Below are 21,315 nucleotides of genomic sequence, written 5' to 3' on the forward strand. Positions count from 1 at the left end.
ACCAAAAAATGCCTTCTCGCGATCCCGATGAAGGATCCACTTGACGCCAAGACCCGCCTGTCGATCTCCCTCACTCAGCAGGAAAGAGCGCGTCTTGCGACCGCGCTGTTCATTCACGTCGTGGAATGCGTCAAGCGCGCGCTGACACTGCTTCCAGACAGTCACATCGACATCGGCGTCATCACGAGCAGCGAAACGATCCGGGATCTGGTCGCCGGTCTCGATGTCAAATGGATCGATGACGGAGGCGCTTCAACCCTGTCGTGCGCTGTTGATCAAGCTGCCAAGATTGCACATGAACAGGGCTATGACATCCTTTGTGTCTTGCCCGGAGATCTGGCCGATCCGTCGCACAAGGACATTGCCCGATTGCTCGACTATCCCAAGAGTGGGCGGGACGTCGTGATCTGTCCATCCGGCGATCTGGGCACCAACGCGCTCCTGTTGCCGCTGCCGTGTCCCATCGATTTTGCCTACGGGGATCGGTCTTTCCATCGCCACTATCAAGCGTCTGTCGAAGCCGGGCTGGTGCCGGTCATCCTGCCCCTGAACAGCCTGAAGCGCGACGTCGATACGGTGCGTGATTGGCACGATCTGCAGCACAGACGCCCTGATGTGGCCTTCTGGAGTGATGGCCGATGATGCAGGTTTCCCTTAGCGCCATCCCCGGTGTCCCCGACATCAGGGCCGGTGATGACCTTGCCAGCATCATTGGCGATTGTCTTGTGGCTAGCGATCTCGCCCCCCAAGACGGGGACATTCTCTGCGTGGCGCAAAAAGTCTTCTCAAAAGCCGAGGACTGCATCATTCCGCTGGCGAGCATCACGCCTTCCCCGGAAGCAGAACGCTATGCCAGCGAGCTGAACAAGGACGCCCGCAAGGTCGAGATCGTGCTGCGCGAAAGCTCCGAGGTGGTCCGCTCCTTCCGTCATCCCGGTCAGGAGCACGGCACCATTATCTGCCGCCATCGCCTTGGTTTCATTTCCGCCAACGCAGCGGTGGACGAAAGCAACTTTGAAGAAACCGATGCCGTCATGACCTTGCCACCCGACCCTGACGCCAGTGTGGCCCGTCTTCAGGATGCTTTGAAGACGCGGTTTGGCTGTGAGGTTGGTGTCGTGATGACCGATACCTTTGGCCGTCCATGGCGGATCGGTCAGGTCAATGTCGCCATCGGCCTGTCTGGTGTTCCGTCCACCTTGCGCGAGCAGGGCAATGCGGATGCGTGGGGGCGTGTGATGACCGTCACCGAAGCGGCCTTCGCCGACGAGCTGGCAGCCGCATCCGGCCTTGTCGTGCGCAAGGCGGCCAAAACTCCCATTGTGCTGTTTCGCGGGCTCGACTGGATCCCGACGACAAGCAGTGCTCAAGACCTTCTGAGAGTTAAAAAAGAGGATATGTTCAAATGACAATCGCAATCATAGGGGGAACGGGTCCACAAGGGCAGGGGCTTGCCCTGCGCTTTGCCCGTGCTGGAGTGCCCGTCGCGCTGGGGTCTCGCGATGCGGGCCGTGCCGCCGAAATTGGTTCAGAACTCATGGCCCAGTTGGAAGACGCACCCGCCAAGATCACAGGCCTTGCCAATGAGGACGCGGTCAAGGCCGCTGATGAGCTGGTCATTCTGGCCGTGCCTTTCGCGGGCCATAACGCCACGCTGGAGGCCTTGAAACCTCATCTGGCCGGCAAGATCCTGGTCGATATCGTGGTGCCACTGTCGGAGAAGGATCCCAAGAAGGTTTCAATGCCCCCGGAAGGGTCTGCAACGGAAGCCGCACAGGCGTTGCTCGGCCCGGATATTCCGGTCATCGGGGCCCTCCACAATGTCTCTGCCACAACGCTGAAAAATCTCGGCTGGGACATCAATTGCGACATTCTTGTCTGTGGCAACAGCCTTGATGCCCGCAAGAAGGTTATGGCTCTGATCGGGAAGCTGGGCGTGACAGCCTACAATGCCGGTGACGCCGAAGCGGCCCGTTGTATAGAGGCGATCACCCCCATTCTCATTCGCATCAATATTTCAAAACAGGTGCCCTTCACCCATGCGGGGATCAAGATCTGGGCACCGGATCACTAAACATAAAAACAACAAACAACAATCACCGAAACTTTGGAGAGAGAGATGGAATTCGCGATTTGTTTCAAAGGCTTTGTCGAACCAAAGCGGGCGCGCGCCCTTGTTCGTCAGGCCGAGAATGCTGGCTTCACCTATTGCTGGTTTTATGACAGCCACATCCTGTGGCGCGAGAGTTATATGGCCATGGCCATGTGCATGGAGCACACCACCAAGATGCGCTTTGGCCCTTGTGTGACCAACCCCAACACCCGCGACTGGTCGCTGGCCGCCTCCATGTTTGGCTCGCTCGCCAAACAGTCCGAAGGCCGCTTTGACATCGGTCTTGGCCGTGGTGACAGCGCCGTTCGTGTGATGGGCAAGAAGCCCGCGCCGCTCAAGCGCCTTGAAGAATTCACCCATGTGGTCAAGGCTCTGGTGCGCGGCGATGAAGCCCAATATGGCGAATGTCCCGAACCGGTCAAATTCCCGTGGGCGGAAGGCTATGAGTTGCCGATCTGGGTCGCGGCCTACGGCCCGAAGGCGCTGAGTTCTGCCGGACGTGTGGGTGACGGTCTCATCCTGCAAATCGCGGAGCCAAGCATCGTCAAATGGCTGGCCAGTACGGCAATCGAGGAAGGCGAGAAAGCAGGCCGCGACATGAGCAACTATCGTGTCATGGCGGCTGCCCCTGCCTACTTCGGCTCCAAGGAAGAATGCATCGAGGCAACCCGTTGGTTCCCGGCCATGGTGGGGAACCATGTTGCAGATATCGTTGAAAAATACGGCACCGAGCGCGATGATATCCCGGACTCGCTAACGGCTTACGTCAAGGATCGCAAGGGCTATGACTATTCCAAGCACGGCCAGAGCGACAACCCCTATCTTGATTTCATTACTGATGAAATTATCGAGGGCTTCTCGGTTCTCGGCGCTCCCGACGACCATATTTCCAAACTGAGAGAGCTGGAAGCCGCAGGCGTCACCCAGTTCAACATCTATCTCGATAACGGCAAGGAAGAGCAGATCATCGCCGAATATGGCGAGACCATCATCCCCGCATTCTCGAAATAGGGATTTGTTGAGTGCTTAAAAGCAATGGACTGGCTGTCTCGCAGCCGGTCCTTTTTGCTTGAAAATTGGGCTGGTCAGTCAAACACGCAGCGCGGGAAATAGAAAGACACCACCCAGTTGGGCGCGTCGACCACTTCCGATATGCGCAGATCACCACAGACCGAAGACAGCATATAGGCGTCAATCGCGGACATGCCATGCTGGGCGCATAGAAGATCGATCATGCCTGCGACCGCAACTCTGGCGCCTGACATCATGTCCGGTCCAATGCCCGTGGTCACCTCATAACCCTTTTGGTCAAGATGATTGGTGACCGGCCCCGGCGTTGTAAAGCGCGGCATCGCAAGCGGCGTCTGTTTGATGAGATCAAGGGTCAACACCACATCCATCGGGCTTTCAATCGCCGTGCCGCAGACCTCGCCATCCCCTTGGGCTGCGTGAGTGTCGCCAATGGAGAAGAGCGCACCGGCAACCTCGACCGGCAAATAGACCTCGGTTCCTGCCGACAAATCCCTGATGTCCATATTGCCGCCAACCCGGCGCGGCGGAATGATGGAATGGGTGCCCGCTTCAGCGGGGGCATTGCCCAGCGTTCCTGCAAAGGGTTTGAGCGGCACCCGTGCCGATTTGCCAAAAAGGGCAGGGGTCATGCCCGCTGCATCATAGGACCAGATGTGCAACGCCGGATCCTTGAACTGGTCAGCCAGAAGTCCAAAGCCGGGGATATTGGCAGTCCAGCCAAAGCCCGAAGGGGTGAACTGCTCCAATGTGACCTTGAGGACGTCGCCAGGCTCTGCCCCATCGACAAACACCGGCCCCGTGACCGGGTTCGCTTTGCCCGGATCCATGGCAACGAGGTCGGCTACTTTGCTCTTTGGCCCCAATTGACCGGCAGAGGCATCCTTGCACTGGAAAGAAATGGTTGACCCCGGAGCGACACGCTCGACGGGGGCGGTGCTGTTGTCCCAGCCGAAATGATGCTGGGCGGCATGAATGGTATAATCGCACTGTCTGCACATGGGCGGGTTAGTCTCCTTTGCTGAGGCGCAGGACCGCATTGAGCATCACTTGCGCCCCTTTTTCAATGTCGGTCCAGTCTGTCCACTCCTCGGGGGCATGGCTGATGCCGTTTCGGCTGGGAACAAAGACCAGTCCGGATGGACAAAAGGCCTGCATCGTCTGGGCGTCATGCCCGGCACCTGATGGCATCACTGTGTGGGAGTAGCCAAGCCGCTTGGTTTCCTCCAAAAGCACTTGCCGGACTGAGCCATCAAGGCTTTCTGGTGGCAGATAGCTGCGCTCTTCAATGCTCGCCTTGAGGGAGTTGCGGGCGGCAGCATCCGTGATTGACGCCTCGATGTGGCTGCGTAACGTGGCCATGACCTCAGCCGAAGTATCGCGGATGATGATGGTGAAATCGGCTCTGCCGGGTATTGTGTGCGGGAAATTGGGGCTGAGATCGACCTTGCCGATGGTCACGCGGGACTGGTCCGTGCCGATATCCTTGATGATGGTCGGGATGGCAACCCCGACTTCAGCCAACCCTGCGAAGGCATCGGCCCGAAGCGGCATCGGCGTTGTGCCCGAGTGGTTTGCCGTGCCCTCAAGGCTAACACCGAGCACGAGCACCCCGGAAATGCTCTCGACAATGCCGATGGAAAGCTGTTCGCTTTCCAGCACCGGCCCTTGTTCGATATGGAGTTCGAGAAAGGCGCGAATGGAGCCGTTTGGCCACGCTGCCTCGCGCAGGGTGTCCGCTGAATAGCCTTGCGCCGCCATGGCTTCCACAAGACTGACGCCATCCGCGTCGCTGGCCATCTCGACCCAACCGGGCGCCAACTGACCGCTGATGGTTTGGGAGCCGAGCATGCCGCCAAAGCGTCCTTCTTCCTCGGAGGTGGCAACAGCAACAACGGGAAAATCGGGCTCGATGCCATGATCCTTGAGACTGCGCACACATTCAAGGCCGATGGCCGCGCCCAAAGCCCCGTCAAAAGCACCGCCTTCTGGCACGGTATCAAGATGGGAGCCGATCATCACGCAGGGTTTGCCACTCGTGCCCAACCGTCCGAACAGGTTGCCCGCAGCATCCACGCTGACATCAAGTCCGCTTTCCTTCATTTGCTCACGGAACCATGAACGCACAGCTATGTCCATATCGGAAAAACCGACGCGATTGTATCCGCCGGTTTGCCGGTTGAAGCCGAACTTGTTGATGCCGTCGAGCAGGGTCTTCAGGCGGTCCGGTCTGATTTGTACCTCGCTGCTGGTCATTTGGTATTCCCCTCCTGTTCGCGGCATAAGCAGATGCTAATTTTATGCATAAATTATGGGCATTTGTGCGGCGGATCTTAATTTATCATAATCAATGCTTGAAAAATAAACAATTCTGCGCACTAATCAAGGGAGCGATAAAAATGAGGGAGAACGCTATGAAACGGTTGCTAACCGCTGCACTTGCGGCGGCCTCGTTGCTGTTTGCATCACCAGGTTACGCGCAAACACCACCCAATGTCCTGATTGTCGGTCAGATCGCAGAACCGAAATCGCTGGATCCGGCAGCGGATACGGCGGTGAACGACTTCCGCATTCTGGTCAATCTCTATGACGGTCTTGTCCGCTACAAGGATGGCACGCTCGAAGTCGAGCCGTCTCTCGCCACAGATTGGACCATCTCTGACGATGGCAAGACCTATACCTTCAAGCTGCGTGAAGGGGTCAAGTTCCACGATGGAACCGACTTCAACGCCGAAGCGGTCAAGTTCAACTTCGACCGCATGCTGAAGGAAGATCATCCTTATCATGACACCGGCCCGTTCCCGCTGGCCTTCTTCTTCTCGTCCGTTAGTGAAGTGACGGTTGTTGATGACCTCACCGTCAAGTTCGATCTGACGGACCCCTATGCCCCCTTCCTGTCCAACCTTGCTTATCCGACCGGGTTGATCATCTCGCCTAAAGCCGTGATGGACAATGGCAAGGACGTTGGTCGACATCCTGCTGGTACCGGCGCTTACAAGTTCGCCGAATGGGAATCCAACGCCAAGGTCGTGCTGGAGAAAAACCCCGACTACTGGGATGGTGCACCGGCGCTTGAAGCGGTCATTTATCGTCCGATCACCGACGCCAACACGCGTGTTGCCGAGATGCTTTCCGGTGGTCTTGATGTGATGGTTGAAGTGCCACCCGATAACCTTGCCCAGTTTCGCGACAATGCAAGCTTCAAGGTACACGAGCAGGCCGGTCCGCATCTGTGGTTCTTGATCCTCAATGCCAAGGAAGGCCCTTTCGCCAAGAAGAAAATCCGTCAGGCCGCCAACTACGCCATCAACAAGAAGGCTTTGGTCGAGAACATCCTGCAAGGCACTGCCGAAGTGGCCGCAGGGCCGACCCCGCCGGCCTTTGCATGGGCTTATGATGAAAGCCTGTCGCCCTATCCATACGATCCGGAAAAAGCCAAGGCCTTGCTTGAAGAGGCTGGCTATGACGGCGCAGAGCTGACCTTCTACGTCACCGAAGGTGGCTCCGGTATGCTCGATCCGACCGCCATGGGGACGGCCATTCAGGCCGACCTTGAAGCCGTTGGCATGAGTGTGAAGATCGAGACCTACGAATGGAACACTTTCCTTGGTAAGGTGAACCCGGGTCTTGAAGGCAAGGCCGATATGGCTGAAATGGCATGGATGACCAACGATCCGGACACCCTGCCGTTCCTTGCTCTTCGTACCGAGGCATTCCCCGACCAGGGCGGCTTCAATTCGGGTTACTATTCCAACGAAAGAGTGGATGAATTGCTCGAAAAAGCCCGCACCTCGACGGATCAGGCAGAGCGCGCCACGCTCTACAAGGAAATGCAGCAGATTGTCTATGAAGATGCCCCATGGGTCTTCGTGGCCAACTGGAAACAGAATGCTGTGACTCGCGCCGAGGTGGAAGGCTTCAAGCTTCAACCTTCCTTCTTCCTGATGCTTCAGAAAGTCGCAAAACCCTGATGGAGGCCGCTTCCCCGCTCGCATGAGACGCGAGCGGGGAAGTCCACTCAATATGTGATCGACCTGAGCTGCGGTGTCCTCTTGATGTCGCGCAGGATAAAGGACCAGTCTATCCTGCCAGTCTAGTCTGATAGGGCCGATCAACCCGACCACCCGAGTGAGATGGAGGTCGCCGCATGGGCGCTTATGTCCTGAAACGGCTTTTAGCTGCCATTCCGGTCCTGTTTGGACTGTCGATTATCGTATTCGTCATCATGGCGATGATCCCCGGCGATCCGGCGCTTGCCATTCTGGGGTCCTTTGCCACGCCCGAAAATGTGGCCAAGCTCAATCAGGACCTTGGTCTCGACAAGCCGCTTGTACAGCAATATTTCATCTGGCTTGGCAACATGCTGCAAGGCGATTTCGGTCGTTCCTATACGCTCAACCGCCCCGTGCTCGATGAAGTGCTCGAGCGCTTTTCCGCTACGCTCATTCTTGCTGGTCCCGCGCTGTTGCTCTGTTCTGTCTTCGGCCTGCTGGCCGGGATAGTCTCTGCCGTCCGCCAATATGGCTGGGCAGACAAGATCGTTACCTTTGTCGTTCTGATCGGCATCTCCATGCCGTCATTCTGGCTCGGCCTGCTGCTTATCTTTACCTTCGCCGTCAAGTGGCGTCTCTTTCCAGCCAGCGGCATGTATGCGATCTATGGTGGTGGTGATCTGCCCGACTTATTGCATCACCTGACCATGCCCGCTCTGACGCTCGCCGTGGTCGCCACTGGCGTGATCGCCCGCCTGACGCGGACCTCAATGCTTGAGATCCTGCGGCAGGACTATATCCGAACCGCCCGCGCCAAGGGCATCAGCGAGCGCCGCGTGATCTATCTTCATGCGTTCAAGGCCGCTTTGGTCAGTGTCATTCCCGTCATCGGCATTCAGGCCGGGTTTGTGCTGGGTGGCGCAGTTTATATCGAAACCGTCTTCCAGTGGCCGGGCATCGGTTCGATGTTGGTCAAGGCCATCTCGACACGCGACCTTTTGCTGGTGCAAGGGGGCGTTCTCGTTGTTGCCAGTGCCTATGTGCTGTTCAATCTGGTTGTCGATGTCATCCAGTCCATGCTTGATCCGAGGTTGCGCTGATGGCTGATACGACCGCTGAAACCCCCGTCAAGAGCAAAAAGCGGGGAGGGCGCCCCAGCACCTTGCGCCTGCTCTTCAACAACAGCCTCGCAACCGCTGGCCTTATTGTCCTTGGCTTCGTCATTGTGATTGCCTTGCTTGCGCCGCTGCTGCCTCTGGTCAATCCCGATATTACCGAACCGGCCAACCGGCTGCAGCCGATCTTCGCCGACGGGCACCTGTTGGGCACCGATGCCCTTGGGCGCGATATCCTCTCCCGTCTCATCTGGGGCACGCGGGTCAGCCTCGCTGTGGGCATATCCGCGACCCTCATCGCCGCCTTCATCGGCTCGCTCATCGGCCTTGTGGCTGGCTATGCGGGCGGACGGGTGGACAACTGGCTGATGCGCGGCATCGACATGATCATGGCCTTTCCCTATATCCTTCTGGCGCTGGCCATCGTCGCCGCGCTCGGGCCGGGCTTGCTCAATGCGCTTTACGCCATCGCTGTGGTCAACATTCCCTTCTTTGCCCGCAACATTCGCGGCATCACGGTTGGTCTGTCTCGCCGCGAGTTCGTGCAAGCGGCCCGCCTGTCTGGCAAGTCCAACGCCAGCATCCTGTTTGGCGAGGTTCTGCCCAACGTGTTGCCGGTGATCATCATCACCATGTCGACCACCATCGGCTGGATGATCCTTGAGACCGCCGGTCTGTCCTTCCTCGGTCTCGGGGCTCAGCCACCACAGGCCGATCTTGGCTCGATGCTGGGGGATGGCCGCAAGATCCTCTTCACCGCGCCCCATGTCTCGATCATTCCTGGCGTCATGATCTTTGCACTGGTCATGAGCATCAATCTTCTGGGCGATGGCGTGCGTGATGTGCTCGACCCGCGCCTCAAGTCTGGCGCTCTGGCCCGTCCGGGCATGCGCACCGCCGTTGAACGCGACGCAGTGCCTGATATCACGCCGATTGATGATGTGACGCTTGATATGGAAGGCCTGCGCACCGAATTTCGTATCGGCGACGATGTCTACAAGGCTGTCGGCGGTGTCGATCTGACGGTCAAGCAGGGTGAGTGCCTTGGTCTCGTCGGCGAGTCCGGGTCGGGCAAATCTGTGACGGCCATGTCGATCATGGGCTTGGTGCCAACTCCTCCGGGGCGCATCGTTGGCGGCGCGGCTCTGCTTGAAGGCGAGGATCTGTTTGCCAAGAGCGATGAAGAAATCCGCGCCTTACGCGGTCTCGCTGTCAGCCATGTCTTTCAGGATCCGCTCTCAACGCTCCATCCTCTCTTCACCGTCGGGGATCAGCTGATCGAAGCCATTCAGGCGCACCAGCCCCTCAGCAAGGCGGACGCCTACAAGAAAGCCGAGGATCTTCTCTCCATTGTCCGCATTCCCAACCCGTCCGAGCGCTTGAAGGCCTTCCCGCACGAACTGTCCGGCGGCATGCGCCAAAGGGTGTGCATCGCCATGGCGCTCGCCAATGACGTCAAGTTGATCATCGCTGATGAACCGACCACCGCGCTCGATGTGACTGTGCAGGCGCAGGTGCTGGCTTTGCTCAACAAGCTTCGCGAGGAGCGTGATGTAGGCATCCTGTTCATTACGCACGACTTCGGCGTGGTCTCCAACATGTGCGACCGGGTGGCTGTGATGTATGGTGGCAAGATCGTTGAAACCGGCAGAACCGAAGAAATTCTCGCCAATCCTGCCCATCCCTATACCGCCAAGCTGATCGCCTGTGTCCCTGTGCTGGGCGAGCCAAACCGGCGGCTTGATGCCATCAGCGGGCGCCCGCCGGTCGTCAACAATCTGCCAGACGGCTGCGCCTTTGCAGATCGTTGCCCATCCGTACGAGATGATTGCCGCAAGGGCGACATTGAACTGACCAGCCATGGCGAGGGCCGCGCCGTGCGCTGTCTTCATCCTGTTTCCAAAGGAGGGGCGGATGTCTGACGTGCTTCTCGATATCGCGGGCGCAAGTCGCCTGTTTGGTGGCGGCAAGACCCTGTTGGGCAAGCCGCTGCCTGCCGTCCACGCGGTGCAATCCGTCTCCGTTGATGTCAAAAAGGGTGAAACGCTGGGGGTGGTCGGTGAATCCGGCTGTGGCAAGTCGACCCTCGCGCGCCTTGTCGTTGGCCTCGATATTCCGACTGAAGGCACCATCACTCTTGATGGCAAGGATCTGGTGGCAGAGGCCAAGAGCGACCACAGGGCATTGGCGCGCAAGGTGCAATATGTGTTTCAGGATCCTGTCGCCTCTCTCAACCCGCGCAAGCGGATTCGCGCCATCCTTGAAGCGCCGCTGATCAAGCTTCTTGGCCTGAATGGTGAGGCAAGAGAAAAGCGCCTTCTGGAACTGATGGAAGCGGTCAACCTTGCGCCTGAGTTTCTTGATCGCTATCCCCACGAATTCTCGGGCGGGCAAGCCCAGAGGATTGGCATTGCGCGCGCGCTGGCTGCCGATCCGGATCTGATCGTGCTTGATGAACCGGTCTCTGCACTTGATGTCTCGGTGCAGGCTCAGGTGCTCAACATCCTTGATGACCTCAAGGATCGGTTCGAGTTGACCTACATCTTCATCAGCCATGATCTTTCCGTGGTCGAGAGTATCAGCGATCGCGTGGCAGTGATGTATTTCGGCCGGTTGGTCGAACTCGGCACTGCCGCAGAGGTCTTTGCCAATCCTCGTCATCCCTACACGCAGCTCCTGCTGCAATCCGCTCCGGTGCCGGGGCGCAAATCGCAAGCGTCCGAAGACGCCGACACCGAACTGCCGGACCCTTACAATCCGCCAAAGGGGTGCGCCTTTTATGCCCGTTGTGACAGACGTCAGGAGCTGTGCAAAACGAGCCCGCCGATCCTTGACGATGATGGTGCAAAAGCGGATCACCTCAGTGCTTGTTATAACCCCCTTCCGCGCACATGACATGACCCCAGACAACAATCCTGAGGAGCGTTCAGCCCCTCTGTACAAAACGGCCTACTCGAAACGCCGCAAGCGACCTGACATCATTGCGGATCATGTCCGTGATCGGATCGTGACAGCCGGTCTGACGGTTGGTGAGCGCATCCCTTCGGAATGGGTGTCGCCGGAAGAACTCCATGTTTCACGCGGTACAATCCGTGAAGCCTTGAAAATCCTAGAGTTTCAGGGACTCATCACGAGCAAGACCGGTCCGGGGGGAGGGTTGTTTGTCTCGACGATCGAACAGGATGATGCCATTCGTCTGCTCGACAACCTGTTTCTGTCAAATCCACCCTCCATCCCTGACATCTATGCCTTGCGCAAAGTGCTTGAGCCTGAGTTGGCGGCCGGACTTGCGGGCAGTTTATCGAAAGACCAGATCAGCGAGCTGCAATCCTGTATCCATCTCTATGAGGATGAGCCGACATCTGCGGATGAGGAATATCGGCAACGCCTGGCAGAGTTGGACTTTCATACCTGCTTGGCCCGGTCCAGTCCCAATCAGCTTTTGGGGTTCGTTTGCAACTTTCTGCTCAGTCTCTTGCGTGACAAGACCGAATGCCGGGCGATCTATTCCGAACCGACACCATGGGCGATGCGGGATACCGGCCTCAACTATCAGGTTCGTCTGCTCAGAGCCTTGAAAGCTGGGGAAGTTCAGATCGCGCGCACCCTGATGCGTGATCACATGATCGAGGCAGAGAGTTTCATGATCAAGCGCGCGGTTATGTTGCGGCGGTAATCACTGTCTGGGATTGTAAAGGCTGGACCCGAGCTGCGATCGCACCCTCTATTAGGTCAAGCAAGAGGGCAAATTGCTTGAAAGGTGTAAATTGTCCTGATAAGCAATAATCATGACAATGTGGTTTCCTGATCCAGACAAATTGAAGCGCCCCGTCTACAAGACGCTGCAGGGACTCATCATCGACGCGATTGATGCGGGTGAATTGCGTCCCGGCGAAAGGATGCCAACGCACCGGGATTTCGCCTTTCAGATGAAAATCTCGGTTCAGACTGTTTCACGCACCTATGATGCGCTTTGCAGGCTTGGCTATCTGGTTGGCGAAGTGGGGCGCGGAACGTTCGTTCGGATCAGGGATACCTCATCGGAGGCGGCGATGCCGTTCTTGCCGACACGGCACGAAGAACTGATCGATCTCTCCATGCTCAAGCCCGTCACGGATCGCTTGCATTATGACGCGATGCAAAAGGGTTTGGTAAAATTGTCCGATGATTTGACCCGGGATCTGGTGCAGTCCTTCAGGCCGGAGGAAGCCTTTCGGGATCATGCGAAGGTCGCCAGCCGCTGGCTGCAGGGGCATCGCATGGATGTTGACTGGAAGAGTCTCATTTTCACAAATGGCGCTGTTCCTGCGCTTTTGTCCGCCGTGATGAGCGCAGCACCGGCCGGATCTGCAATCTGTGTCGAGGAGCTGAGCTTTCATATTCTGCGGCCCCTTTGCGAATATCTGGGTGTGCGCATTCATGCCACCAGAATGGATCGCATGGGACTGTTGCCCGAGGCCTTTGAGGAAATATGCAGCCAACAATCCATTCGCGCACTGGTGATTTCGCCCACCGTTTGTAATCCCCGCGCCCATGTGATGAGCTTAGAGAGACGGCAGGAAATCCTTGAAATTGCCCGCCGCAACAAGGTCCACATCATTGAGAATGATGTGCTCGGCACCATGGTCAAAGGCGCGCCGCCAACGCTGTGGCAGCTTGATCCGGATCGCGTATTCTATCTGACATCCTTCTCAAAGACCATCATGCCCGGTCTGAGGGCCGGCATCCTCGTGCTCCCGCCCTCCATGCGTGTCGTGGGCAAGAATCGCCACCTTGTTACCAATTGGATGGCCAATCCGCTCGCCGTGGATTTGCTCACCTTGTGGATGCAGGACGGCACCGTGGATAAGCTGATCAACTGGCAGGGCAATGCTTTGCAAAAGCGCCAGAAACTGATCGCGAAGCTGCTGCCGGGTGTTGACTATGACAGCCATAAATATGCACCCCATATCTGGCTCCCATTGCCGCCCAACTGGCAGGAGGGAGACTTCGTCGCGCAAGCCAGACGTCATCAGGTCGCCATCGCCGGAAGCCTGCCGTTCATGATGTCTGACCAGTCCAACGAGGGCGATGCGATCCGTATGAACGCGGTTCGGATTGCTCTTGGCCCTTGCCGAGAGGAGCAGTTGAGCACGGCTCTGCGTGTGATCGCCTCTCTGATCGGAGCCGGTTCCGAGGCCCCACTCCCGCTTTTCTAGTCATTATGTCCCGAGAGGCTTCTCATGTCCTTGCCTGTCTCTGCTCTGAAATAAGGCGCGGATAGAAGGCAACGGGTTCATATGCTTATCAAATGATCCGCAGTTGCGTCTTTTCTGTTCAATTGCATACAGTTGAAGCAGATATTTTCATGTGATTGGATTTAAATTGTCATGATTTAATGTTTTGTTTGACGTTGAATTGTCTCTGTTTGATTGTGTTGCCAAAATAATAATACCTAAAATGATCATTCTATAATGAGGGAAGACATGACAACCAAACTTGTTCGCAAAGTCCTGATGGCCACTTCGGCAGCTGGTGTCCTTGCCAGCATGTCTCTGTTGCCAACAGCGGCGCAGGCCGATACCTGGAAATATGCCATTGAAGAGGCAATCAACGAAGTTCAGGGTGTCTATGCCACCAAATTCAAGGAAGAGATCGAGAAGAACTCGGACCATGAAGTCCAGATCTTCCCATATGGGACGCTCGGTGAATCCGCCGACACCATGGAGCAGACCCAGGCCGGGATCCTTCAGTTTGTTGACCAGTCCCCCGGATTTACCGGTGCGTTGATTCCTGAAGCACAGGTTTTCTTTGTGCCTTACCTGCTGCCGACTGACACCGAGCAGCTGAACGAATTCTTCCGCACGTCCAAAGCCATCAACGAGGACTTCAAATCGCTCTATGCCGATCAGGGTCTTGAGCTGCTCAAGATGTTCCCGGAAGGCGAAGTGGCAATGACCACCAAAAAGCCGGTCATGGGTCCGGATGACCTCAATGAGGTCAAGTTCCGTGTCATGACCAACCCGCTTCTGGTCGAAAGCTACAAGGCTTTCGGAGCGACCCCGACGCCGCTGCCATGGGGTGAGGTTTATGGTGGGCTGCAGACCAACATCATTCAGGGTCAGGAAAACCCGACATCCTTCATCGAATCCACCAAGCTCTACGAAGTGACCGATGCCATCACCTATGCTGGCCACAGCAACTTCACGACCGCAGTGATGGCCAACAAGGACTTCTATGATGGCCTGAGCGATGAAGACAAGAAACTGGTTCAGGATGCTGCAGACGCCGCGTTTGAATATATCCTCGATTACCAGAAGGGTCTCGAGAAAGAAGCCCTCGACAAGATCAAGAAAGCCAAACCCGACATGGTTGTGACGGTTCTGAGCGAAGAGCAGCGTGCTCCGTTCAAAAAAGCCGCAGCCGTTGTTGAAGACAAGTTCATCGAAATGACCGGCGAAAGCGGCAAGGCAATCCTTGACCAGCTGAAAGCCGATCTTGAAGCTGTCAGCAAGTAAGCGCGGTTTCATCTTGATGTTTCAGGTGGCGGGGTCAGTCTTGGATCGGCTCCGCCACCATTGGTTTTCGCATCTGTCGGGAGCGTGATATGTCGCAGGACAATCAACCGGAAACCGCCCTGCCGGGCGTGCTGGGGGTCGTTGATGTCGCCATCGCGCGACTTGAAGCAGCATTGCTGGCCCTGGGCGTCATTTTGATGGCCACAAATACCGTGGCCAACGTTATCGGCCGCTTTGTTTTTCAAAACAGCCTGTTTTTCTCAGAAGAGCTCAATCGTCTGCTCATCGTCATGATCACCTTCTCGGGCATCTCCTATGCCGCACGGCATGGGCGTCATATCCGAATGTCGGCGATCTTTGACAAGATGATGCCGCCAGCGCGCAAGGTGATGATGATCGTGATTGCGCTGGTCACGGCGGCGGTCATGTTCTCTCTGGCCTATTTTTCCATTTCCTACATTCTGACGGTCGCCAAATCCGGACGCGTGTTGCCCGCTTTGCAAATCCCTGTCTACTGGATCTATCTGTGGGCGCCGATCGGGTTGTCGCTGACCGGACTGCAATATGTTTTGACTGCCATCAAGAATGTCGTCTCAAAGGATATCTACCTCTCAAGTCAGGTGCTTGAGGGCTATTCTGAAGACGAGTACGAGATTTAGGAGCGTCCCATGGCACTGGTAATGTTTCTCGTCATGCTGGCGCTTCTGCTCGTCGGCTTCCCGATGATGATCCCGCTGATGATCGGGGCTTCCATCGGTTTTTACGAAATGTTTGGCGGTATCAGCAAAATGGACTTCATGGTCCAGCAGTTCATGGCGGGCATTCGGCCCGCATCGCTGATTGCTGTGCCGATGTTCATTCTTGCCGCGGATATCATGACGCGTGGCCAGTCCGCCGGTCGGTTGATCGACATGGTCATGAGCTTCGTTGGTCACGTCAAGGGAGGGCTTGCTGTCACGACAGCAACCGCCTGCACCCTGTTCGGTGCGGTCTCCGGCTCCACTCAGGCAACCGTGGTTGCCGTCGGCTCACCCTTGCGGCCAAGAATGCTCAAGGCTGGATACAAGGATTCCTTTGTTCTGGCCCTGATCGTCAACTCCAGCGATATCGCCTTCCTGATCCCGCCGTCCATCGGCATGATCATCTACGGCGTGGTGTCCAACACCTCCATCGCAGAGCTGTTCATTGCCGGTATCGGGCCCGGCGTGCTCATCCTGTTGATGTTCGCAAGCTACAGCATCATCTATGCCTACATCAATGATGTGCCGACCGAGCCGCGCGCCAGTTGGAACGAGCGTTTGAGCGCCGTTCTGCATGCGATTTGGCCCCTCGGGTTCCCGGTCATCATCGTCGGGGGCATCTATGGCGGGATCTTCTCGCCCACAGAAGCCGCTGCCGTTTGCGTCTTCTATGCAGTCGTGCTTGAAATGATCGTTTTCCGTTCGCTCGGCTTCAAGGACCTGTTCGAAATCTCCAAATCGACGGGATTGATCACCGCTGTGGTGTTCATTCTGGTTGCTGCCGGCGCGTCCTTTTCGTGGGTGATTTCGTTCGCCCAGATCCCTCAGCATATTCTGGCGGCTATCGGGATTTCGGAGATGGGGCAGGTTGGCGTGTTGGTTGTCATCTCTATCGCCTTCTTCGTTGGCTGCATGTTCGTTGACCCGATCGTTGTCATCCTGATCCTGGTGCCGATCTTTGCCCCGGTGGTCAAAGCGGTTGGTCTTGATCCGGTTCTGGTCGGAACGATCATCACGCTGCAGGTTGCGATTGGCTCCGCAACGCCACCCTTCGGGTGTGACATATTCACGGCGATGGCGATATTCAGAAGACCGTACTTCGATGTAATCAAGGGAACGCCTCCGTTCATTTTTATGCTGCTGCTGGTATCCGTGCTGCTGATCGCCTTTCCTCAGATTGCACTGTTCCTGCGCGACATTGCGTTCCGATGATGGGGAGGAGATTACTCAATGTTTGAAAATATCATGGTGCCAATGGACGGGTCTCCCTGTTCCTATATGGCATTGGAGAAGGCCATCGCCTTGCAAAAGCTGTGCGGACCGACAACGAAGATCCGCATCGTCTATGTCTATCGGCATCAGGGACAGATGGAATCCTCGGTTTCCATGGTTCGTCCAACGGCTCCCGAAAGCATCGACAAGGCCCTGTCGTCCTATGCGAGGGAAGTTGTACAGGCCGCCAAGGATCGGGCAATCGAACTGGGGTCGGTCAATGTTGGCGCACATGTGCTGTCCGGTCCAACCGCCCGAACGATCATCAAGTTCGCTGAAGATCGGCGCATCGATCTGATCATCATCGGTGGGAGAGGACATGGGGATCTTGAGGCGCTGCTTTTGGGGAGTGTCTCGCACAAGGTAACGAGCATGGCCCACTGCCCGGTGATGGTGGTGCGTTAGCTGTGCAGCATCGGGTTTGCAACGCAAGGTGAGAAGAGATAGTCGGACATGGTAAAGAGGCTGGATATTGCACTGTCGTATAGGGACAGACCGGTGCCGTTTCGGATCGGCCTTTTGCTGCTCGAGACGGATCACACCACCGAGCTCGAATTTGCGCGCCATATGCCGCATGACAAGGTCGGCGTCTATTGCAATCGCGTGGAGTATGCCAATCCGACAACACCAGAAAACCTTCTGGCGATGCTGCCAAAACTGGGCCAGAGGGCGGAGCAGATACTGCCCGGATCAGATCTGGATGCCGTCTATTATGGCTGCACGGCTGCATCGTTCGTTATCGGCAATGAGCGGGTTGAAGAGGCGATCCATGCGGTCAAACCCAAGGCCCGGGTGATCACGCCCACGTCGGCGGCAATGGAAGCCTTTGAGCATTTGAAGATCGGCAGCGTCGCACTTCTGACGCCCTATCTGCCAGCCACAAGCGAGCCGCTCGAAACCTATTTCGAGTCGCACAACATCGCTGTGAAGCGGCATTCATGCCTCGGATTGGAAGACGATCGAGACATGGCGCGCCTTGATGCGGATAGCCTCATCCGGGCCGCCGAGAATGCTGATGACCCACAGGCCGATGCTCTGTTTATCTCCTGCACGGCTTTGAGATCCATTGAGGTCGCCACTGAATTGGAGATGAGACTGGGCAAGCCGGTCATCACAAGCAATCAGGCGGCCGTCTGGTCCGTTTGTCGTCTTCTGGGCCTGCCTCGGCCCGACCGAAACGCGTGCCGATTGTTTGAAACACTGCCCGAAAGGCTCTGAAAACGTTCCAGATCATGCTTTTGGGGGATGCCACATCTCCGACAGCAAACAGTCCAAGGATGGTCGCATGCCAATTGAAGAAACCGTGTCTGTTGCCGACATCCTCAGGGCAGAGCGCCGGATTGCGCCGCTTGTTCTGCAAACGCCGATGCAGCGGTCACAGTCTCTGTCAGATGGGCTTGGGTGCAATATCCACCTCAAGTTCGAACATCGCCAGCACACCGGCTCCTTCAAACTGCGTGGCGCGACAAACGCTGTTCTGTCGCTTACCGATGATCAGAAAAAATGCGGCATCGCAGCTGTTTCGACTGGCAACCACGGTCGCGGTTTGGCCTATGCGGCGCGGCAGGCCGGTGTCCGCTGCGTCATCGCCATGTCCGAACTGGTGCCGCAAAACAAGCTCGATGGCATCAAGGCCCAAGGGGCCGAAATCGTCATTCATGGCCGCTCACAGGATGAAGCCCAAGAGGTGGTGGACCGGATGGTGCGCGAGGAGGGCATGGTTACCATTCCTCCTTTCGACCATCCAGATGTCATCGCCGGGCAGGGGACGCTGGGGCTGGAGATGCTCAAGGACCTCGCCGACATAGATACCGTTCTGGTTCAATTGTCCGGCGGCGGGCTTATCTCTGGCGTGGCTTGTGCGATCAAGGCCTTGTCGCCAAAAACCCGCGTCGTAGGCATCACCATGGAACGCGGCGCTGCAATGCACGCCAGCCTTGATGCGGGTAAGCCGGTTCAGGTTGAGGAACTGCCGACGCTGGCGGATTCGTTGGGTGGCGGTATTGGCCTTGATAACCGCTACACCTTTGCGATGACACAGTCTCTTGTTGACGAGACCATCCTGCTCAATGAGGCAGAAATCGCCGAAGGTGTCCGCCATGCCTACTGGAGGGAAGAAGAAATCATCGAAGGCTCCGGTGCTGTCGGCATCGCAGCCTTGCTTGCTGGCAAGATCGACAATCCCGGGCGCTGTGTTGCACTCCTCTCTGGTCGCAACATCGACATGTCCATGCATCACCGGTTGATCTCCGGCGAAAACGTCGAACTCTAGGAAGAATTCATGTCCATTCTCATTCTGTCCGAACAGGAACTGAAAAAAGCACTCTCTCTAGATCTCGAGAGCATCGCTTGTGTCGAGAAGGCAATCACCGCATTGGCGACCAAAAAGGTCATCATGCCTCCGATCTTGTCCATGGAAATTGCCGAAGCAAACGGCGAGGTCGACGTCAAAACTGCCTATGTCCCCGGCCTTGACAGTTTTGCGGTCAAGATCAGCCCCGGCTTCTTTGACAATCCAAAACTTGGCCTCCCCAGTCTGAATGGCTTGATGGTCCTGTTTTCTGCCAAGACGGGTATCGTAGAAGCCGTTCTTTTGGACAATGGCTACCTCACCGACCTCAGAACCGCCTGCGCCGGTGCGGTCGCCGCGCAAGCGCTGTCGCGGCGGGATGCCAGTAAAGCGGCCATTTACGGCACCGGCCTTCAGGCGCGCATGCAGCTTGAAGCTCTGTGCAAGGTGCGCCCGATCACCAAGGCCCGCATCTGGGGCCGCAACTTCGACAAGGCCAAGGCGCTTGCCGCCAGCCTGTCGTCCGAACTGGGCATTGAAGTGACGGCGTCCGAGCATGGTAAGGAGGCAGCCAAGGGATCGGACATCATCGTAACGACAACACCATCCCAAGAGCCGGTCTTGATGGCGGACTGGTTGGAGCCCGGCCAGCACATCACCGCCATGGGCTCGGATGCTGATTACAAGAATGAACTGGATCCGGCCTGTCTTGCTCGTGCCGATCTCTACGTCGCCGACCGCATCAGCCAGACCGAAAAGCTGGGAGAATTGCGCAGCGCCCTTGCCGCGAAGACCCTTTCGGATACGTCCTCTATTCCCGAACTCAGCGAAGTGCTGGCAGGCACAAGACCGGGCCGTGAAGTGGAGGCCTCCATCACGATATGTGACCTAACCGGTATGGGTGTGCAGGACACCGCCATTGCAGCATTTGCCCGAGAACGTGCCCTCGACTTGAAGGCAGGCCAGACTTTCTAAAAAAACAAACCCCAATAACAATGTTCCTGAAGAGAAGGGAATGACTATGACAATGGAAAACGTGAAGCCGAGACTATTCTTCAGCCCGCAGGAATATGATCGCCGACTGGCCAAGACCCGCAAGGCCATGCAGCAAAAGGGTGTGGATGTGATGATCTGCACCGAACCAGCCAACATGGCGTGGCTGACCGGGTATGACGGCTGGTCCTTCTATGTCCATCAGTGCGTGATCGTCACGATGGAAGGCCAGCCCCTGTGGTTTGGCCGCACGCAGGACGCCAATGGTGCCAAGCTGACGACGTTCCTCGATCACGACAACATCCTTTATTATCCGGATCATTATGTGCAGTCGACCGAGCGCCATCCGATGGATCTTCTGTCCCAGATCCTCATCGACAAAGGCTTTGGCTCTGCCTCCATCGGCCTTGAAATGGACAATTACTATTTCTCGGCCGCGGCCTATTGTTCCCTCTTGAGGCATATGCCGAACGCCAATTTCAAGGACTGCAACGTGCTGGTCCATTGGCAGCGCGCCGCCAAATCCGCGCCGGAGCTGGACATGATGCGCACGGCTGGCCGGATTGTCGAAGCCATGCATGCGCGCATTCGCGAGCACGCAAAGCCGGGTATGCCCAAGAACGAACTGGTCGCCGAGATTTATGATGCTTCCTTGCGCGGGGTTGATGGCATTGGCGGAGACTATGCCGCCATCGTGCCTTTGCTCCCGTCAGGGGCCGATGCGTCAGCGCCCCATCTCACATGGGACGAGCAACCCTTCCTTCTGGGAGAGGGCACATTCTTCGAGATTGCAGGCAGCTACCACCGCTATCATTGCCCGCTGTCGCGCACGATCTTCATGGGCAAACCGACACAGCAGTTCCTTGATGCCGAGAAGGCAGTGCTGGAAGGCATGGAAGCCGGATTGGAGCAGGCAAAAGTCGGCAACGTCTGCGAAGACATCGCCAATGCCTTTTTCGATGTCTTGAAGAAATACGGCATCGTCAAGGACAACCGCACGGGCTATCCGATCGGTCTGGCCTATCCCCCCGATTGGGGCGAACACACCATGAGCCTGCGCCCCGGTGACCGGACGGAGCTGGAGGAAGGCATGACCTTCCACTTCATGACCGGTCTTTGGCAGGATGGCTGGGGTCTCGAAATCACCGAGAGCATTGCCATTGGCACCAATGGGCCTGAGTGTCTGGCCAATGTGCCGCGCGAGCTGGTCGTCATCGAATAAGCACATCGCAACGGATCGGGGAGAGCATTCCTGCCACCGGCAGGATGCCTTC

20 protein-coding genes are annotated in these 21,315 nt (G+C 57.0%); 18 read left to right on the plus strand and 2 right to left on the minus strand.

Annotation, left to right across the window (positions count from 1 at the left end; all coding sequences use genetic code 11):
• Nucleotides 1-27 precede the first annotated feature (27 nt).
• From cofC to CPH65_RS16150, 4 genes are read left to right on the plus strand one after another with little or no spacing between them, the layout of a single operon-like run.
• Entirely contained in the window at nt 28-642 is a 615-nt protein-coding gene (cofC, locus tag CPH65_RS16135; protein ID WP_197703863.1) for a 2-phospho-L-lactate guanylyltransferase, read from the plus strand.
• Nucleotides 639-1,409, plus strand: coding sequence for a coenzyme F420-0:L-glutamate ligase (gene cofE / locus CPH65_RS16140; RefSeq protein ID WP_096174825.1), 771 nt, complete (start codon nt 639-641; stop codon nt 1,407-1,409). Before cofC ends, cofE begins: the two co-directional genes overlap by 4 nt.
• Entirely contained in the window at nt 1,406-2,074 is a 669-nt protein-coding gene (npdG, locus tag CPH65_RS16145; protein WP_096174826.1) for an NADPH-dependent F420 reductase, read from the plus strand. Before cofE ends, npdG begins: the two co-directional genes overlap by 4 nt.
• A 45-nt stretch (nt 2,075-2,119) precedes the next feature.
• Nucleotides 2,120-3,124: a TIGR03842 family LLM class F420-dependent oxidoreductase gene (locus tag CPH65_RS16150; RefSeq protein ID WP_096174827.1), complete on the plus strand. Its 1,005-nt coding sequence runs from the start codon at nt 2,120-2,122 to the stop codon at nt 3,122-3,124.
• A 74-nt stretch (nt 3,125-3,198) separates the two neighbouring features.
• Here the strand turns inward: CPH65_RS16150 and CPH65_RS16155 are convergent, their stop codons facing one another.
• A complete protein-coding gene (locus CPH65_RS16155; protein ID WP_096174828.1) occupies nt 3,199-4,143 on the minus strand; it encodes an acetamidase/formamidase family protein in 945 nt (314 codons plus the stop codon).
• Nucleotides 4,144-4,150: 7 nt separating this feature from the next.
• Entirely contained in the window at nt 4,151-5,398 is a 1,248-nt protein-coding gene (locus CPH65_RS16160; protein ID WP_096174829.1) for a Zn-dependent hydrolase, read from the minus strand.
• Nucleotides 5,399-5,556: 158 nt separating this feature from the next.
• On the opposite strand from CPH65_RS16160, the gene CPH65_RS16165 reads away from it, so the two are divergent.
• The 14 genes from CPH65_RS16165 to doeA all read left to right on the plus strand — a co-directional run bounded on the left by CPH65_RS16165 (nt 5,557) and on the right by doeA (nt 21,263).
• Nucleotides 5,557-7,113, plus strand: a complete 1,557-nt coding sequence (locus CPH65_RS16165; protein ID WP_096174830.1) for an ABC transporter substrate-binding protein — start codon at nt 5,557-5,559, stop codon at nt 7,111-7,113.
• 176 nt (nt 7,114-7,289) lie between these two features.
• Complete coding sequence (locus CPH65_RS16170) at nt 7,290-8,234, plus strand: ABC transporter permease (RefSeq protein ID WP_096174831.1); 945 nt, start codon at nt 7,290-7,292, stop codon at nt 8,232-8,234.
• Nucleotides 8,234-10,171, plus strand: a complete 1,938-nt coding sequence (locus CPH65_RS16175; RefSeq protein WP_096174832.1) for a dipeptide/oligopeptide/nickel ABC transporter permease/ATP-binding protein — start codon at nt 8,234-8,236, stop codon at nt 10,169-10,171. The genes CPH65_RS16170 and CPH65_RS16175 overlap by 1 nt, the downstream gene beginning before the upstream one ends.
• Complete coding sequence (locus CPH65_RS16180; protein WP_096174833.1) at nt 10,164-11,144, plus strand: ABC transporter ATP-binding protein; 981 nt, start codon at nt 10,164-10,166, stop codon at nt 11,142-11,144. Before CPH65_RS16175 ends, CPH65_RS16180 begins: the two co-directional genes overlap by 8 nt.
• A 1-nt stretch (nt 11,145) precedes the next feature.
• A complete protein-coding gene (locus CPH65_RS16185; RefSeq protein WP_096174834.1) occupies nt 11,146-11,925 on the plus strand; it encodes a FadR/GntR family transcriptional regulator in 780 nt (259 codons plus the stop codon).
• Nucleotides 11,926-12,037: 112 nt separating this feature from the next.
• A complete protein-coding gene (locus tag CPH65_RS16190) occupies nt 12,038-13,447 on the plus strand; it encodes a PLP-dependent aminotransferase family protein (protein ID WP_096174835.1) in 1,410 nt (469 codons plus the stop codon).
• A gap of 267 nt (nt 13,448-13,714) precedes the next feature.
• A complete protein-coding gene (dctP, locus tag CPH65_RS16195) occupies nt 13,715-14,746 on the plus strand; it encodes a TRAP transporter substrate-binding protein DctP (RefSeq protein ID WP_172891536.1) in 1,032 nt (343 codons plus the stop codon).
• An 89-nt stretch (nt 14,747-14,835) separates the two neighbouring features.
• Entirely contained in the window at nt 14,836-15,405 is a 570-nt protein-coding gene (locus CPH65_RS16200) for a TRAP transporter small permease (RefSeq protein WP_096174836.1), read from the plus strand.
• A gap of 9 nt (nt 15,406-15,414) precedes the next feature.
• A complete protein-coding gene (locus tag CPH65_RS16205) occupies nt 15,415-16,698 on the plus strand; it encodes a TRAP transporter large permease (RefSeq protein ID WP_096174837.1) in 1,284 nt (427 codons plus the stop codon).
• An 18-nt stretch (nt 16,699-16,716) separates the two neighbouring features.
• Entirely contained in the window at nt 16,717-17,163 is a 447-nt protein-coding gene (locus CPH65_RS16210) for a universal stress protein (protein ID WP_096174838.1), read from the plus strand.
• A gap of 48 nt (nt 17,164-17,211) precedes the next feature.
• Nucleotides 17,212-17,976, plus strand: a complete 765-nt coding sequence (locus CPH65_RS16215; protein ID WP_096174839.1) for an aspartate/glutamate racemase family protein — start codon at nt 17,212-17,214, stop codon at nt 17,974-17,976.
• A 67-nt stretch (nt 17,977-18,043) separates the two neighbouring features.
• The gene (gene eutB, locus CPH65_RS16220; protein ID WP_096174840.1) at nt 18,044-19,030 is read left to right on the plus strand and encodes a hydroxyectoine utilization dehydratase EutB; all 987 of its coding nucleotides are present in this window, start codon (nt 18,044-18,046) and stop codon (nt 19,028-19,030) included.
• 9 nt (nt 19,031-19,039) lie between these two features.
• Entirely contained in the window at nt 19,040-20,023 is a 984-nt protein-coding gene (gene eutC / locus CPH65_RS16225; RefSeq protein WP_096174841.1) for an ectoine utilization protein EutC, read from the plus strand.
• Between the two features lie 46 nt (nt 20,024-20,069).
• Nucleotides 20,070-21,263, plus strand: coding sequence for an ectoine hydrolase DoeA (gene doeA, locus CPH65_RS16230; RefSeq protein WP_244574653.1), 1,194 nt, complete (start codon nt 20,070-20,072; stop codon nt 21,261-21,263).
• Nucleotides 21,264-21,315 lie beyond the last annotated feature (52 nt).

The organism is Cohaesibacter sp. ES.047 (assembly GCF_900215505.1).
Classification (GTDB): domain Bacteria; phylum Pseudomonadota; class Alphaproteobacteria; order Rhizobiales; family Cohaesibacteraceae; genus Cohaesibacter.